14 protein-coding genes and 1 pseudogene are annotated in these 15,077 nt (G+C 70.3%); 4 read left to right on the top strand and 11 right to left on the bottom strand.

The genetic code is table 11. The features are described from left to right. The first annotated feature begins 17 nt into the window (after positions 1-17). A complete protein-coding gene (locus ACIRRY_RS28725; protein ID WP_403977832.1) occupies positions 18-1,019 on the top strand; it encodes a Gfo/Idh/MocA family oxidoreductase in 1,002 nt (333 codons plus the stop codon). Beyond that, on the top strand, positions 1,016-2,038 hold the full coding sequence (locus ACIRRY_RS28730) for a Gfo/Idh/MocA family protein (protein ID WP_403977834.1): 1,023 nt from the start codon (positions 1,016-1,018) through the stop codon (positions 2,036-2,038). The genes ACIRRY_RS28725 and ACIRRY_RS28730 overlap by 4 nt, the downstream gene beginning before the upstream one ends. Before the next feature lie 55 nt (positions 2,039-2,093). On the opposite strand, the gene ACIRRY_RS28735 is transcribed toward ACIRRY_RS28730, so the two are convergent. The 9 genes and pseudogenes from ACIRRY_RS28735 to ACIRRY_RS28775 all read right to left on the bottom strand — a co-directional run bounded on the left by ACIRRY_RS28735 (position 2,094) and on the right by ACIRRY_RS28775 (position 10,009). Next, positions 2,094-2,981: an ATP-binding cassette domain-containing protein gene (locus ACIRRY_RS28735; RefSeq protein ID WP_403977836.1), complete on the bottom strand. Its 888-nt coding sequence runs from the start codon at positions 2,979-2,981 to the stop codon at positions 2,094-2,096. Positions 2,982-2,986: 5 nt separating this feature from the next. Beyond that, the gene (locus ACIRRY_RS28740; RefSeq protein WP_403977838.1) at positions 2,987-4,060 is read right to left on the bottom strand and encodes an ABC transporter permease; all 1,074 of its coding nucleotides are present in this window, start codon (positions 4,058-4,060) and stop codon (positions 2,987-2,989) included. Continuing rightward, positions 4,005-4,646: pseudogene (locus tag ACIRRY_RS28745) on the bottom strand (substrate-binding domain-containing protein); the annotation flags it as partial. The pseudogene ACIRRY_RS28745 and the gene ACIRRY_RS28740, both read right to left, overlap by 56 nt. A 307-nt stretch (positions 4,647-4,953) precedes the next feature. After that, the gene (locus ACIRRY_RS28750) at positions 4,954-5,802 is read right to left on the bottom strand and encodes a sugar phosphate isomerase/epimerase family protein (protein WP_403977841.1); all 849 of its coding nucleotides are present in this window, start codon (positions 5,800-5,802) and stop codon (positions 4,954-4,956) included. A 141-nt stretch (positions 5,803-5,943) separates the two neighbouring features. Beyond that, a complete protein-coding gene (locus ACIRRY_RS28755; RefSeq protein ID WP_403977843.1) occupies positions 5,944-6,831 on the bottom strand; it encodes a sugar phosphate isomerase/epimerase family protein in 888 nt (295 codons plus the stop codon). Next, positions 6,828-6,992, bottom strand: coding sequence for a hypothetical protein (locus ACIRRY_RS28760; protein WP_403977846.1), 165 nt, complete (start codon positions 6,990-6,992; stop codon positions 6,828-6,830). The genes ACIRRY_RS28755 and ACIRRY_RS28760 overlap by 4 nt, the downstream gene beginning before the upstream one ends. A gap of 184 nt (positions 6,993-7,176) precedes the next feature. Further along, the gene (locus ACIRRY_RS28765; RefSeq protein WP_403977849.1) at positions 7,177-8,400 is read right to left on the bottom strand and encodes a cysteine desulfurase-like protein; all 1,224 of its coding nucleotides are present in this window, start codon (positions 8,398-8,400) and stop codon (positions 7,177-7,179) included. 133 nt (positions 8,401-8,533) lie between these two features. After that, entirely contained in the window at positions 8,534-9,328 is a 795-nt protein-coding gene (locus ACIRRY_RS28770; RefSeq protein WP_403977851.1) for a response regulator transcription factor, read from the bottom strand. 186 nt (positions 9,329-9,514) lie between these two features. After that, positions 9,515-10,009 carry a PaaI family thioesterase gene (locus tag ACIRRY_RS28775; protein WP_403977853.1) on the bottom strand — a complete coding sequence of 165 codons (495 nt, stop codon included), beginning with the start codon at positions 10,007-10,009 and terminating at the stop codon, positions 9,515-9,517. A 93-nt stretch (positions 10,010-10,102) separates the two neighbouring features. Here ACIRRY_RS28775 and ACIRRY_RS28780 point away from each other — a divergent pair, with 93 nt between their 5' ends. Continuing rightward, entirely contained in the window at positions 10,103-10,585 is a 483-nt protein-coding gene (locus ACIRRY_RS28780) for a winged helix-turn-helix transcriptional regulator (protein ID WP_403977855.1), read from the top strand. Here the strand turns inward: ACIRRY_RS28780 and ACIRRY_RS28785 are convergent. Continuing rightward, entirely contained in the window at positions 10,574-12,634 is a 2,061-nt protein-coding gene (locus tag ACIRRY_RS28785; protein WP_403977857.1) for a GH92 family glycosyl hydrolase, read from the bottom strand. The genes ACIRRY_RS28780 and ACIRRY_RS28785 overlap by 12 nt on opposite strands. Positions 12,635-12,844: 210 nt before the next feature. Between ACIRRY_RS28785 and ACIRRY_RS28790 the strand changes: the two genes are divergently transcribed. Then, on the top strand, positions 12,845-13,807 hold the full coding sequence (locus ACIRRY_RS28790; protein ID WP_403977859.1) for a phosphotransferase family protein: 963 nt from the start codon (positions 12,845-12,847) through the stop codon (positions 13,805-13,807). Positions 13,808-13,886: 79 nt separating this feature from the next. Here ACIRRY_RS28790 and ACIRRY_RS28795 read toward each other — a convergent pair whose 3' ends face one another. Next, positions 13,887-15,044, bottom strand: a complete 1,158-nt coding sequence (locus ACIRRY_RS28795) for an ATP-binding protein (RefSeq protein ID WP_403977862.1) — start codon at positions 15,042-15,044, stop codon at positions 13,887-13,889. Positions 15,045-15,077 lie beyond the last annotated feature (33 nt).

A 15,077-nucleotide genomic window follows, 5' to 3' on the forward strand; every position in this document is an offset into this window, starting at 1 on the left:
GAAGGAGCACGATTCGCATGCGCATAGGCATCATGGGGCTGGGCCGCATCGGCGCCTTCCATACGGAGACCCTCGCCGGGCTGGACGCGGTGGACTCGCTGGTGGTCACCGACCCGGTGGCCGCCGCCGTCACCGCGGCCACCGAACTCTTCGGGGCCGTCGCCGCCGACTCCCCCGAGGCTCTGCTCGCCGCCGGAGTCGACGGTGTCGTGATCGCCGCCGCGACCGACGCGCACCCCGAGCTCATCCTCGCCGCCGTGAAAGCGGGCATCCCCGTGTTCTGCGAGAAACCCGTGGCCCGCGGTGTCGAGGAGAGCCTGGCGGTGCTGCGCTCGGTGGAGGGCGGCGGCGTCGAGGTGCAGATCGGCTACAACCGGCGTTTCGACGCGGGCTGCGTGGCCGCGCGCCGAGCCGTGGTGAGCGGTGAACTCGGCGAGCTGCACACCGTACGGTCCACCACCCTCGACCCCGCCCCACCGCCGGCCGCCTACGTGGCCACCTCGGGCGGCATCTTCCGCGACTGCGCCGTGCACGACTTCGACATCGTCCGCTGGGTGACCGGCCGCGAGGTGGTCGAGGTCTACGCGACGGGCGGCAACCGCGGCGCGGAGTACATCCGTGACGCGGGCGACGTGGACACGGCGTCCTCGGTGCTCACCCTGGACGACGGCGCCCTCGCCGTCGTCTCCAACTCCCGCCACAACGCCCGCGGTCACGACGTGCGCCTCGAACTGCACGGCATGAAGGACAGCATCGCGGTCGGTCTGGAGGACAAGCTGCCGCTACGGTCCGTGGAGCCGGGCGCGACCTTCCCGGCAGGCACTCCGCACACCTTCTTCATGGACCGGTTCGCCGATGCCTACCGCGCCGAACTCACCGCGTTCACCGAGGTCGTGGCCGGCACCCGCACCTCCCCCTGCACGGTCGCCGACGCCATCGAGGCGAGCCGGATCGCCGACGCGTGCACCCTGTCGCTGCACGAGCACCGACCCGTACGACTCGAAGAGGTACGCGCATGACGACGGACGAGCCCCTGCGGATCGGTGTTCTGGGAGCGGCCCGGATCGCCGAGTTGTCGATCGTGGGCCCGGCCCGGGCGACCGGCCACCGCCTCGTCGCGGTGGCCGCCCGCGACCGCGACCGCGCCGAGGCGTTCGCCGCCAAGTACGGCGTGGAGCGGGTGGTTGGCTCCTACGCCGACCTCGTCGCCGACCCGGAGGTCGAGGTCGTCTACAACCCGCTGGCCAACAGCCTGCACGGGCCGTGGAACCTGGCCGCGCTCCGGGCCGGCAAGCACGTCCTCACCGAGAAGCCGTCCGCGAGCAACGCGACGGAGGCGGCCGAGGTCCACGAGGCCGTCGCCAAGACCGGCACGGTGTTCATGGAGGGCTTCCACTATCTGTTCCACCCGGTCGTCCTGCGCCTCCACGAGCTGCTGGACAGCGGGGAGTTGGGCGAACTCCGACATGTCGACACCATGGTCGCCATGCCCGCGCCGCCCGACGACGACGTACGGTGGTCGCTCCCGCTGGCGGGCGGCGCGCTGATGGACCTCGGGTGCTACAGCCTCCATGCCCAGCGCATGCTCGCCCCCTGGGCGGGTGGCGCACCCCGGCTGGTCTCCGCACGCGGCGGCGAGAAGGCCGGCGCACCGGGGATCGACGAATGGCTGGACGCGGACCTGGAGTTCCCGAACGGCGCCACGGGCAGCGCCCGCTGCCACATGGCCCACGGCACCTGGCAGATGAGCTGCCGCGTGGTGGGCTCACGCGGCGAGGCCACGGTGATGAACTTCGTGCAGCCCCATCTGGACGACCGGGTCGTCGTGCGCACGGCGGCCGGTGAGCGCACCGAGGAACTGGGGCGCCGCTCGTCGTACACCTACCAACTGGAGGCGTTCGCCGCCCACTTGAGGCACGGTGAGCCGCTGGTGCTCGACGCCGATGACGCGCTGACCACGATGCGGCTCATCGACGACTGCTACCGGGCGGCAGGGTTCCCGGTCCGACCGCGTACGACACTGCCGGAGAGCGGCTGAGAAACGGCAGTTGGGGCGGTACCCGGATCGGTGCCGCCCCAACTGCCGTGCGAGGTCAGCCGACTTTGAGCGCGGCCTCCTCGGGGAGTTCGTCGACGTCGAGTCCGCGGACCTGGGACAACTCGTGCTTGAGTGCGGCGAGTTCGGTGCCGCCGGCCATGTGGTTGGTCAGCTCCTCCAGGGTGATGTCGCTGCGTTCGGCGGAGAGTTCCATGGTGCCCAGGCGCAGGACGCTGAAGTGGTCGCCGACCATGTAGGCGTGGTGGGGGTTGTGGGTGATGAAGATGACCCCGAGTCCGCGTTCGCGGGCCGCGGCCACGTACTTGAGGACGACACCGGACTGCTTGACGCCGAGGGCGGCGGTGGGTTCGTCGAGGATGAGGACGCGGGCGCCGAAGTAGACGGCGCGGGCGATGGCGACGCACTGGCGCTGGCCGCCGGAGAGGGTGCCGATGGGCTGGTCGAGGTTGTCCAGGACGATGCCCATGTTGCGCAGTTCCTCGTCCGCCGTCTTCTTCATCCGCTCGATGTCGAGACGGCGCACGGGCCAGGGGCCCTTCGTCATCTCGGAGCCGAGGAAGAAGTTGCGCCACACCGGCATCAGCGGCACGACCGCCAGGTCCTGGTAGACCGTCGCGATCCCCCGGTCCAACGCCTGGCGGGGGGTGGTGAAGTGGACGGGTTCGCCGTCGACGAGGAACTCGCCCTCGGTGTGCTGGTGCAGCCCGGAAATGATTTTGATCAGCGTGGATTTGCCGGCGCCGTTGTCGCCGAGGACGCAGGTGACCTGGCCGGGACGGACGGTGAGGTCGACGCCGTGCAGGGCACGGACGTTGCCGTACGACTTGCCCGCGTTGCGCAGTTGGACGAGGGGGTGGTCGCCGCCCTCGGGCACGGTGTCGGTCAGGATCGCACCGTGGGTGCTGGTCGTGTTGTCGGTCATGTAGGTCACCTCCGGGTCGCGGTGCGCTGGACCCACAGATTGATGAGGACGGCGCCGAGCAGCATCACGCCGAGGAACGCCTTGAACCAGTCGGGGTTCCAGCCCGCGTAGACGATGCCCTGCTGGACCATGCCGAACATGAACGCCCCGAAGACGGGGCCGATCGCCGAGCCGGCACCACCGGTCAGCAGACACCCGCCGATCACCGCCGCCGAGATGAAGATCAGCTCCTGGCCGACACCCTCACCGGACTGCACCGTGTTGAAGGAGAACAACTGGTGCATGCCGATGAACCAGGCACCGAAACCCACCAGCATGAACAGCGAGATCTTCGTGAACGCCACCGGCACACCCACGGCCCGCGCGGAGTCCTTGTTCCCGCCGACCGCGAAGATCCAGTTGCCGTACTTCGTCCGCATCAGCACCCACGTCGCGATCGCCGCGAACACCAGCCAGTAGACGATGGTGATCTTCACGTTGACGCCGCCGACCTCGAACGACGACGCGAAAACCTTCTTGGCCTGGTCGAAGCCGTCCATGTTGCTGATGTCGTCGGTCGCCACGTTCCCGGTGACCAGCTTCGTCACCGCCAGGTTCACACCCTGCAGGATCAGGAAGCTGCCCAGGGTGACCAGGAAGCTCGGCAGCCCGGTCTTGACCACCAGCCAGCCGTTGAGGAAACCGATCCCCAAAGACACCAGCAGCGCGACGACCACACCGACCCATACATTCATGGTCAGTTGGTAGCTGAGCATGCTCGCCGTGAGTGCCGAGGTGATCACCGCGACACCGGCGGACAGGTCGAACTCCCCGCCGATCATCAACAGCGCGACCGGCAGCGCCATGATCCCGATCGTCGACGAACTGTAGAGAATGTTCGCCATCGAGGCGCCGTCCCGCACCGGCGGAGCGGCGGCGAAGAAGAACACGTACACCGCGAGGGCCCCGAGGAAGACACCGACTTCAGGCCGGGCCAACAGCCTTATCGGCAAGGGCCGCTCAGAGGTCCGCCCGTCCGTCTCGGGGACCGGCGGAGCCGGCGACGGGGAGCCCGTCGCCGGAGCCGCGAGCTGAGTCATGGGCGTCACCGCGTTCCCTTGGCCCCTGTTCCATGATCACGCAGATGGTGTGCTTGGCGCCGGCCGCGTTGAGCTTCCGGCCGAATGCCTCGCCGGCGATGCTCTCGTCCTGGCCGAAGTACTCCAGCAGGCCCTGCTTCTTCCAGTCCTGCACACCGGTGTTGAAGCCGACGACGGGGATGCCGGCCTTCTCGGCGGTGGCCACCACGGACTTCATGGCGTCGGGTTTGGCGAGGGTGACCGCGATGCCGTCGACCTTCTGGTCGATCGCGTTCTGCACCAGGTTCGACTGGTTGGGGCCGTTGGGGTCGGACGAGTAGATGAGCTTGACGTTGTCCTTGGCGGCGGCGGCCTGCGCGCCCTTGCGGATCGTGTCCCAGAAGGTGTCGCCGGGGGCCGCATGCGTGATCATCGAGATCGTCATGCGTGGTGTGGTGGCCTTGCCCGCGGAGGCGCCGGAGGTGTCCTCCGTGGACTTCTTGCCTCCGGAACTGCTGGAGCAGCCGGCCACAAGCAGTGCGGCGGCTGCCGCCGCCGCGACGACGGGGACGATTCTGCGGGAGCGGGGGTGGGATGTACGGTCCATCTTTCCGGCACCTCACTGTGCTGCAGGGGAAAGGAGAAGCGGCTGGCCGAGCGAAGGCCGGGGATCACATGCCGTTAACACGGCTGTTGCTTATGACGAGATAGAACCGTCACGCCACCCCGGGGTCAACGCTTGCCATGACATCATTCGTCCATCACGACAAGATGTCTGAACAATTCCCTGACGTCGGCTAAAGAATGGCCGATACACCGAATAGCGCGGCCCTCAGCGACGTATTACCGCAAGCACAGGAAAAACAAAGATGGCGGGGACGACCGTGGTTTCGTCCCCGCCATCTCTGTGGCTTTTACTTCACGAGCGCGGCGGCACTCCGGTACGCCGCGGCGGCGGCCTCCCGCACCGGCAGCGCGCGGTGCGCGTCGGAGAGGATCTCCACGCCCCAGGGGCCACGGAAGCCGACCGCACGGAGCGCGGCGATGATCCCCGGCAGATCGAACGAGCCCTCTCCGCACAGGCGCCGGCGGTGGACGGTGTCCTCGAAGAGCGTGCCGACGAGCTCGCTGTCCGCGTCGTTGAGTTCCACTCCGACGATCCGCGACCCGGGTATGTCCGCCAGGTCGGCGGGCGGTGTGTGGGCGCGCTCGACGTGCCAGACGTCGATGATGAGGCCGCCCGCCGGGTGGCCGGCGGCCTCGACGAGCCGTAGCCCGTCGTGCACGGTCCTGAGGTTGGACCAGGGCAGCGGTTCGACGCCGAGCCGGGCGCCCACCCCGTCGGCCTGCGCTGCCAGCACCGCGAACTCCTTGGCCCAGACGTCGGGTTCCCAGGGTTCGTCCGCGACGTCGGGGCCGATCTTGAAGGTGCGTGCGCCGAGCGCCTCGATGGCTCTCAGCATGCCGGCCCGGACGGTGTCCGACGCGGCCCGCCGGGATCCGTCGGCCCACCAGTCGGTCAGCAGCTCCAGCTCGACATGGCTGATCCCGTTGTCCTCGAACAGGGACCGGATCCCGGCGATCCCGTACTCGCGCTCGGCCTCCACCAGGTCCGCGTACAGCAGCCCGAAGGCGGTGAATCCGGCGTCGCGTGCCGCTTCCACACGGTCCCGCAGATTCAGCGGACTGCGCTGGTCCGCCTCGTCGGGAGCGGCATCGCCCGCCGTGGTCCAGCACGTGGCCAGAAATTCGTCAGCGGTCATTTCTGATTCCTGGATTCCTCATGTTCGGATTCCTCGAGTTCACAAAAAAGCGGCACCCGATCGCCCCGGCATTCTGAAATGACCCGCACACATCGGTCAATCCCTCAGAACACATCAAAAGCACATCAGGCCCGTATACGGCTACGCGACGCCGCGCAGCACCGAGCGCAGGTACTCGGCGCTGGCCCACACGTCCTCGACGGGGCCCTTCGCCTTGGGCTCCTCGGTGAGGATGGTGTCCTGTTCGAGGACGTACCAGCCGTCGTAGCCGCGTGCGCCGAGGTGGGTGACGATGGCCTCGACGTCCACGTCTCCGGCGCCAAGCGGGCGGTACATGCCCTTGCGCACGGCGTCGGTGTAACTGAGCTGTCCGTCCTGGACCTTGGCGGCGAGGGAGGCGTCCACGTCCTTCATGTGGGTGTGGGCGATGCGCTCGGGCGCCTGACGGGTGAGCTCGGCCGGGTCGGTGCCGCCGATGAGGAGGTGGCCGGTGTCGAGACAGAGCGAGATCGCCGAGTGCTCCAGGACGCGCCGGACCTCGTCGCCGTTCTCGATCATCGTGCCGACGTGCGGGTGCAGGACGGCGCGGACGCCGCGTTCGGCGGCCAGTGAGGCGAGCCGGTCGAGGTTGGACAGCAGCAACTTCCAGCCCTCGGCGTCGAGTTCGGGGCGGGAGTCGTAGCCGTCCTGGCCCGTGATGGCCGACAGGACGAGCACCTCCGCCTTCGAGGCGTCGTAGCCCGCCAGGAGCTGTTCGGCCTCGGGCAGCGGGTCGTGGCCGGGCACGTGCAGCAGCAGCGGGGTGAAACCGCCGACGGCGTGCAGCTCGTGGTCGGCGAGGGTGCGGGCCATCGCGGACGGCTCACCGGGCAGGAAGCCCTCGGGTCCGAACTCGGTGGCGGCCAGGCCGACCTCGCGCATCTCGTTCAGCACCCGCTCGGGCGTCAACTGATAGCCCCAGCCGGGCACTTCGCACACACCCCACGAGATGGGGGCGCCGGCGATCCTGTTCAGGGGGGAGGTGGTCATGCTGTGGCCTTTCTGAGGTTCCGGTCGGGACGTGCGGACAAGGGGTGATGGACGGCTGGTTCGGGATCGAGGACATCCGGGCCCGCGTCGCCGCGCGTGGCGCCCCGCTCGGGCGCGGCGAGAGCCCGCTCGGCATCCATGAGCGGTTCCGCGGGCGCCATCGCCTTCTCCCTCCAGGCGCCGTCCCGACCGAAGAGGCACTGATCAGCGGTCGGTCGGGCCGTTTACCTGCGCGCAACGGTAGGTGCGGTGCGGGGTATTACTGAAGAGGCAGAACCCATCATTCTCCCGTCAATGGACCCATCTTTTCTCCCTCATCGGATACAACCGCGGCCGTCCCGACGGTCAGCGGGGCCCCTGCTTCAGGAACAGGGCCAGCCCGGTCAGGAGCCGGTCGACGTCGTCCGTACCGGTGTAGGGCGCGAGACCGATACGCAGACCGCCCGAATCACCCAGGCCGAGGCGCCGGGAGGCCTCGATGGCGTAGAAGGAGCCGGAGGGCGCGTACACGTCGCGTTCCGCCAGGAAGCGGGAGGCGTCCTGGGTGCCCTGCGCGCCGAAGGCCTCGTCGAGGGTCAGGAGCACGGTCGGTGTGCGGTCGGCCGCCCTCGAGTGGACGGTGATCCCGTCCAGCCCGGCGAGTCCCTGGTCGATGCGTGTGCGCAAGGTTTCCTCGTGCCGGTGGAGTGCGGCCAGGCTCGTGGTCAGGCGCTCGCGGCGGCTGCCGTCGGCCTCCGTGTCGAGGCCGGCGAGGACGTCGACCGCAGTGGCCGTACCGGCGAGCAACTCGTAGGGCAGGGTGCCGAGTTCGAAGCGTTCGGGTACCGCGTCGGAGGACGGCAGGAGCTTGTCCGGCCGCAGGGTGGCGAGGAGTTCGGGCCGGGCCGCGAGGAGGCCGTGGTGCGGGCCGAGGAACTTGTACGGGGAGCACACGAAGAAGTCCGCGCCGAGCCGGTCGATGTCGACCAGGGCGTGCGCGGTGTAGTGCACGCCGTCGACGTGGACCAGGGCACCCGCCTCATGAGCCAGCCGGGCCAGCTCGGTGATCGCGGGAAGTGTGCCGATCAGGTTGGAGGCGGCGGTCACGGCGACCAGCCGGGTGCGGTCGGACAGCACGGCACGGAGGTGGTCCGGGGTCAGTTCACCCGTCGCGGGGTCGAAGTCCACCCAACGGACGGTGGCGCCGACCCGCTCGGCCGCCTGTACCCAGGGGCGGATGTTGGCGTCGTGATCGAGGCGCGTGACGACGATCTCGTCGCCGGGCGCCCAGGTCGCGGCGAGCGTGCGGGAGAAGTCGTAAGTGAGCTGTGTGGCGCTGCGGCCGAAGACGATGCCCGAGGGCTGCGCCCCGAGGAGGTCGCCCATGGCCGCACGGGCCTGCGTCACGATGGTGTCGGCGTTGCGCTCCCCCGCGGTGACCTGGCCGCGGTTCGAGAGGGGGTTCGCCAGCGCCCGGGTGATGGCCTCGATGACCGGCCGGGGCGTCTGGGTGCCGCCGGGGCCGTCGAAGTGGGCGGCGCCGCTCAGGGCGGGAAACAGGGCGCGCAGGGCGGTGAGGTCGTAGGCCACGGAAGTGAGCTCCTGTCGGTGCCGTGTGCGGGCTCTGGGGCCCCGGGTGTCCACGACGATCATCTGACATCGGCGCCCGGGCGGACAGGGACCCCAAGCGATCGAAAGCGACCTGGAGTGATCCGCTGGTGGCTCAGCGTCCCGTTCGACGCGGGAGCAACCCGATCTCCTGCGCCCGCAGCACCGTGCTCACACGATCGCGCGTGCCCAGCTTCCGGTACAGGCTCTCCACGTGTTTGTGGACCGTGCGTACGGAGATGCCCAGGCGGTGGGCGATGGCCGCGGCCGTGAGGGCGTCGGCGAGCAGGAGGAGGACGGTGACCTGGCGGGGCGTGAGCCGGGAGTCCGTCGGCGGCTCGGGCGGTGCGGTGGCCGCGCGCCAGCGTTCGAGGAGTTGCCGCTGCTGTTCCACGCCGGCCAGCAGGGGTTGCAGTTGCTCGGCGGCCCGGACGTGGTCCTCGGTGAAGTCGGCGCCCGCGCGGTAGACGAGGCAGCCGGTGACCGGGGTGGTCGTACCCGGCAAGGGGATCGCCAGGACGTGGTCGGCGTCCATCAAGCGGCTGATCGTGCCAGCGGTCCGGCTGTGGGTCCATCCCCGGCCGGCCATCCGGTGGGCGGTCCCGGGGCGGCGGACGGCACCGGCCCTGGCGTAGTGGTCCGCGAAGGGGTAGCCCCGGCGCAGCACCGCCATCCCCTCGTCCCCGATGTCGTCGATCCGCCCGAAGTGCGCCTCGACGGAGGGCGAGAGGCCCATCGACCCGGCCCGGTCCGTCCACTCGCCGAGTTTGTAGATCAGCGCCTCACCGCCGCACAGGCCGGGCAGGGCCGCGGCGACCATCGGCCACAGCCGCTCGGGTTCCCGTTCGTGCAGAGCCGTCACCGCCACGGCCAGCATGCGTTCGTACGCCCCGGCCGGCCCGCCCGCCATACGCCCTCACGATCCCGCGTGTGTCACGTCCACGTACCCGTGTACGTACTTCTCCCCATAGCACCACGGTCGCCGCGCCGGGCAAACTGCACAGCGTTCCGGCACTGCCTTCGACCGTAGGGATCAAGGGAGTTGACGGTACGGATCCGCCTGCGCGGGGGACAGGCGGATTTCGGTCGTCCCGGGTCAGGGACCCGTGACGGGAAACAGCAGGCAACTGCTCGTGGCGTGCGCCAGCAGCCGGTCCCTCTCGTCGAACAGCTCGGCCTGCGCGAGGGCGGTGCGCCGTCCGCCGTTCAGGACGGTGCCGACAGCGCGGATCCGGCCGGTGTCGGCCGTGACCGGGCGCAGGAACTTCACGTTCAGGTCGAGCGACGTGTATCCCATGCCCTGCGGCAGCGTGGACTGCACCGCGCAGCCCGCCGCGGAGTCGAGCAGGGTGGCGTAGACCCCGCCGTGCACGCTGCCGATGGGGTTGTAGTGCTCCTCCCCCGGTATCAGGGAGAACACCGCGCGCCCGTGTTCCACCTCGTCGAGGGTGAAGTTCACGGTGGCGCCGATGGGCGGCGCGGGCAGGCGTCCGGCCATCAGCTCCCGCAGGAATTCCAGACCTGTGGACCGTCCTACGGCGGCTGCCGAGACCTCCGGGTCCTCCCACTCGTACGTGCGTGACCGTCCCATGCGGTGCTACCTCCCAGGCTGGCTTCTTGAAAAGAAGCTAGATGGGCTCGCAGCTGACTGTCAATGACAGAGCCAGGTGGTTAGGGTGGCGGCATGGAATGGCTCGACGTGAGCACGGAGAACTGTCCGGTCCAGAGCACGCTCGACCTCGTCGGCGAGAAGTGGACCCTGCTGATCCTTCGGGACGCGTTCATCAGGGTCCGTCGTTTCGACGACTTCCGGCGGCATATCGGGCTCTCGGACGCGGTGCTGTCCGACCGGCTCCGCAAGCTGGTCACAGCCGGGATTCTGACCACTGTGCCTTATCAGCAGGCGGGAAGCCGGACGCGCCACGAGTACCGGCTGACGGGCAAGGGCCGCGATCTGTGGCCCATCCTCATGGCCCTGCGGCAGTGGGGCGAGACGTACACCGCCGACCCCGAGGGCCAGGTCCTGGACGTCCGGCACGCCGCGTGCGGTGCGCCGGTGCGGGTGGTGGTGGAGTGCGACGGACCGCACGGCGCACTCGCACCGACCGAGGTGACGGCCGTTCCCGGACCCGCGGCCCGTCCCGTACGAAGCCCGCTACCGGAGTGAGTGCCTGGGCGACGCGGCGCCGACCGTGAGCGAGGTGCCGTCGCCCCGGTGGACGGTGGCGGTGGTGAACAGGGGTGCGGTGCGGGTGAGTTGGGCACTGCCGGGCACCTCGGGGTACAGGCCCAGGCTCGCCCACACCGCCCAGGACGACATGGCGCCGAGGTCGTCGTTGCCGACGAGTCCGCCGGGTGCGTCGGTGAACAGCGTGGACACCGCGCGGTGGACGACGGCCTCGGCGCGGTCGGTGTGGCCGACGTGGGTGTACGCCCAAGGGGTTCCGAACGAGGGCTCGTTGCCGAGGTAGGCGTAGGGCTCCGAGGCGCCCGCGTTGAGGCTGCTGAAGAAGGTGTCGAGGCGGGCGGTGACAGCGGCGTCGCCACCCATGGCCGCGAACAGGCCGGGCAGATCCTGCGGCACCATCCAGGTGTACTGGGCGGCGTTGCCCTCCACGTACTCCGTCTTCTGGGCCGGGGTGAAGGCCGGCCAGGTGCCGTCGGCGGCGCGGGGCTGGATGTAGCCGGTGGCGGGGTTGAAGAGGTTGCGCCAGTTCCCGGAGGCGCGCAGCAAGGTGTTGTAGGTGGTCAAGTCCCCGAGCCGGTGCGCGAGTTGGGCGAGCGCGTAGTCGGCGACGGCGTACTCGAGGGTGGTGGAGACCGAGCCCCAGACGCCCTTGGTGCCGGCGGGGACGTAGCCGAGGGTGTCGTACTGCGCGTGTCCGGGACGCTGGCGGTTGTCCTGCCGGTCCGCGAGGGCCGTGCGCAGCAGGGTGGTGGCGTCGAAGTCGGTGCCGCCGAAGGCGTGGATCGCGGAGGCGATGGCGGGCAGCGGGTCGCCGACCATGACGGCGCTGCCGCCGTTCGCGAGGGTCCAGCGGTCGAAGTACCCGGCCTGGAGGCCCTGGTTGAGGACGGACTGCGCGATGTCGGAGGCCTCGCGCGGGGCGAGCAGTGCCAGGAGCTGGACCTGGCAGCGGTAGACGTCCCAGCCGGAGAAGTTCGCGTACTGGACGTGTCCGGTGCGGGTGCGGTGGACCAGCCCGTCCATGCCGGTGTAGCGGCCGTCGGTGTCGCTGAAGACGCTGGGGTGCAGGAGGGCGTGGTAGAGGGCGGTGTAGAAGACCCGGCGCTGGGTGTCCGTGCCGCCGCCGACGGTGACGCGGTTGAGCCACTGGTTCCAGTCGGCGCGCACGGCCTGCCGGATCGTGTCGTACGACCGCGCCTTCTGCTCGGTGAGCGCGTTGCGGCGGGCGCCCTCGACGTCGACGAAGGAGACGCCGACCCGGGCCGTCACGGTGCGTACGCCGGGGGCGAAGGTGACCATGGCCGCGCCGGCTCTGCCGTCCGGGTGGACGGACTTGGCGAAGGGCTGGTCGAAGGTGGCGTGGAAGTAGAGCCGGTAGCGGTTCTTGGACTTGCAGAAGGCGCCGCTGTCGCTGTAGCCGGACAGGGTGTCGGTCCCGATGTCGACCGATCCGGTCGCCGCGGTGAACGCCTTGGCCGCGTCGATGCTCACCGATGCGGGACGGGCGTCGGTCGCCGGGTAAGTGAAGCGGGCGATGCCCGAGCGCTGGGTGGTGGTGAGGTCGGTGCCGATGCCGTTGTCGAAGGTGACGTGGTAACTGCCGGGCGCCGCCTGCTCGTTGGCGTGCGAGAACGTGGCGTACGACGGCGGTACGGCTTCCTGCGTGGGCATGAAGGGGACGTTGCCGTAGGCCGCGCAGCCGGCGCCGGAGATGTGCGCGAGGCCGAAGCCGCGGATGCGGTTGTCGCCGTAGGAGTAGCCGCCGTGCTGGTAGGTCACCGTGTCGGGGCTCCACTGCATCCCGCCGAGCGGTGCCGAGGCCCCCGGGAAGGTGTTGCCCGCGCCGCCGCCGTGGCCGAAGTCGGGGCCGCCGGGGGCGGTGCCGACGAACGGGTTGACGTACCGCGCGAGATCGTCGACGGCCCGGGGCCGGGGCGTGCCGTCGGCGCGGACCGGGGCGGCGGCGGCCGTTCCGGACGCCACGAGCACCGAGGCCGCCAGTACGGCCCGAAGCAGGGGAAGTCGCACCACGTTTCTCCAGCCAGTCAGGGGACCCGCCGCCGCGCGGCGCCGGACCGCGAGTGTCCCCAACGCGCCCCCGGCTCCCCTGCCGCCACACCCGGCCGGGCGCGAGGACCAGCCGGTCGGGTCAGCACTCCCCCTCGTGTCGCGACGGGCGGGCGTGGGCCGGAAAGAAAGCGGGTGCGGACCGCGAGCGAATGATGATGGGGTGGCCGGGTGACAGATCACGACGAGGCGTGCGCCCTACGACCATTGACCCTGGCCTGGGTGAATCGGCGGCTCGGCCCGGGCGAACGGATCGTCGGGACCGGGGCGCTGCACGGCGGTATCACCGCCGAGATGCGGCGGCTGACCGTCGCCGCACCGGACGGGGGCACCCGCGCCCTGGTCCTGCGCAGCTTCGTCGACCCGTACTTCGCGGAGCACGCCGGAGGCCTGCTGAACCGCGAGGCCGATGCCCTCGCTCTGCTCGCGGAGACCGATGTACCGGCTCCGGAACCGGTCGCGGTGGATCCGTCCGCCGCGCACTGCGAGTACCCCTCGCTCCTCATGACCCATCTGCCGGGCCGGACGGTCCTCACCGACGAGGGACTCAAGGCGCGTGTCCCGCTTCTCGCCCGGCAGCTCGTGGAGATCCACGCGTTCGACCCCGTCGACCGGCCCCAGCACTACAAGGCGTGGACGACCGCCGACGCCGTCGTCCCGGCGCAGGGGGCCGACAGGGCGGCGTGGACCGCGGCGATCGACGTGATCCGCGAGCCCGCGCCGCCCTTCGAAGGCCGGTTCATGCACCGGGACTTCCACCCCGGCAACGTGCTGTTCGACCTGTCGCCCGAGGACTCGGCGGCTCTCCGTGTCACCGGGGTCGTCGACTGGGTGGAGAACTCCTGGGGACCGGCGGACCTCGACGTGGCGCACTGCTCCACCAACCTCGCGCTGCTGCACGGCCCGGCCTGGGGCCTGCGGTTCGCCGAGGCGTACGAGGAGGCCGGCGGGATCCTGGCGTCAGCGGCGGGCGAACGGCTGTACTGGCGGCTGTTGGACGCGCTGGCCTTCACCGGGGAGGTGGGACCCGTGGTGCGGCCGTGGCAGGAGGCGGGGAGGGTGGAGCTGACGACGCGGGTCGTGGAGGAGCGGCTGGACGCCTATGTCATCTCCCTGCTGGACGCGCCGAGTTGAGCCGGCGGAGGCGCTGACTGCCTTCTCCCGCAGCCGAGCGCTGTCCGCCGGATCACCCGTATCGGCACTCAATCGCTGCTCAACACTCCTCGTCACCTCCAACGATTCGGTCGACCAACTCCGGTGCCCGCTCGGGCTGTTCGGCGAACCACTCGCCGAGGCGCTCCTGGACGGCCTCTGCGACGCAGACCCGCACTTCGGTGTTGCCCAGCAACTCACGTGTGGAGCCGAGGAATTCAGGGTGGTCGAGCTTCACCGACACGACCGCGGTGAGCCCCTCGACGATCCGGTCGGCGCGGGCATCGGAGTCGGACGCGGCCGGCAACCCCCGTTCCCGTGCGAACGCGGTGACCGCGGCCACCACTCCGTCCCGCAGGCCGTACACGTGCGAGCCGCCCTCGCGCGTGGCCCGGCTGTTGGCGAAGCCGCGTATCCGCGCCTTGCCGGAGCCTCTCCACAGCAGGGCCACCTCCATGGTCCCCGCCATTCTGGCGTCCTCCCGCTCGAAGCCGAAGACGTCCGGCTCCAGCGCCACCCCCGTCTCCGCCTCCGCGGAGAGGGCGGCCACGAAGTCCCGTACTCCGTCCGGGAATTGGAACACCACCCGCCGGACCCCAGCCGCCGGGCGTTCGTCGGTCAGCGAGATCGCCAGACCCTGGTTGAGGAAGGCCAGTTGCCGGAAGCGCTCCGCCACCACGGAGAACGAGCACCAGGTCGTCTCGAAGATCTCGGCGTCGGGCCAGAACGAGAGGGTCGTCCCGCTTCCGGTCTCCGACCCCACGGTGACGGGCGGGTCGGCCTCGACACCGCGCGCGTACTCCTTGACCCACCGGGTTCCCGCGCCCCGCACCTCGGCCGTCAGTCGACTCGACAGGGCGTTGGCGACGAGGAGCCCCACGCCGAAGTGGGTGACGATCGCGGTGCGCCGGCCGCTGGGCCCGGGACCGGTGTAGAAGCTGGTCAACTCCCTTTCGAGATCCGGGGTGTGGGCCTCCCCGTCCCCCGCCCCGTCGTCGGCGACCCGTACTCCGCCGTCGGCCGTGAGCGTGACGTCCACGGAGCGGGCGCGGCCGGCCAGAACCTCGCTCACGGCTCGGCCGACGACATCCAACACGAGGTGGTGCAGGCCACGTTGGCCGGTCGAGCCGACGTACATGCCGGGCCGCTTCCGTACGGCTTCCCCGCCCTCCAGCACCTTGATGTGCGTGGCGTCGTACCGCATGCCTCCGTCACTCACGAAGACCCCTCCCCTGGTGTTCGGCAGATCACC

The sequence above is a fragment of the Streptomyces sp. NPDC101776 genome (assembly GCF_044766845.1).
Taxonomy (GTDB): domain Bacteria; phylum Actinomycetota; class Actinomycetes; order Streptomycetales; family Streptomycetaceae; genus Streptomyces.

What these genes read in the sequence shown, in the direction of transcription:
- ACIRRY_RS28725 (WP_403977832.1), top strand. Translation starts at nt 18, where the DNA reads ATGCGCATAGGCATCATGGGGCTGGGCCGCATCGGCGCCTTCCATACG.
- ACIRRY_RS28730 (WP_403977834.1), top strand. Translation starts at nt 1,016, where the DNA reads ATGACGACGGACGAGCCCCTGCGGATCGGTGTTCTGGGAGCGGCCCGG.
- ACIRRY_RS28735 (WP_403977836.1), bottom strand. Translation starts at nt 2,981, where the DNA reads ATGACCGACAACACGACCAGCACCCACGGTGCGATCCTGACCGACACC.
- ACIRRY_RS28740 (WP_403977838.1), bottom strand. Translation starts at nt 4,060, where the DNA reads ATGACTCAGCTCGCGGCTCCGGCGACGGGCTCCCCGTCGCCGGCTCCG.
- ACIRRY_RS28750 (WP_403977841.1), bottom strand. Translation starts at nt 5,802, where the DNA reads ATGACCGCTGACGAATTTCTGGCCACGTGCTGGACCACGGCGGGCGAT.
- ACIRRY_RS28755 (WP_403977843.1), bottom strand. Translation starts at nt 6,831, where the DNA reads ATGACCACCTCCCCCCTGAACAGGATCGCCGGCGCCCCCATCTCGTGG.
- ACIRRY_RS28760 (WP_403977846.1), bottom strand. Translation starts at nt 6,992, where the DNA reads ATGGCGCCCGCGGAACCGCTCATGGATGCCGAGCGGGCTCTCGCCGCG.
- ACIRRY_RS28770 (WP_403977851.1), bottom strand. Translation starts at nt 9,328, where the DNA reads ATGGCGGGCGGGCCGGCCGGGGCGTACGAACGCATGCTGGCCGTGGCG.
- ACIRRY_RS28775 (WP_403977853.1), bottom strand. Translation starts at nt 10,009, where the DNA reads ATGGGACGGTCACGCACGTACGAGTGGGAGGACCCGGAGGTCTCGGCA.
- ACIRRY_RS28780 (WP_403977855.1), top strand. Translation starts at nt 10,103, where the DNA reads ATGGAATGGCTCGACGTGAGCACGGAGAACTGTCCGGTCCAGAGCACG.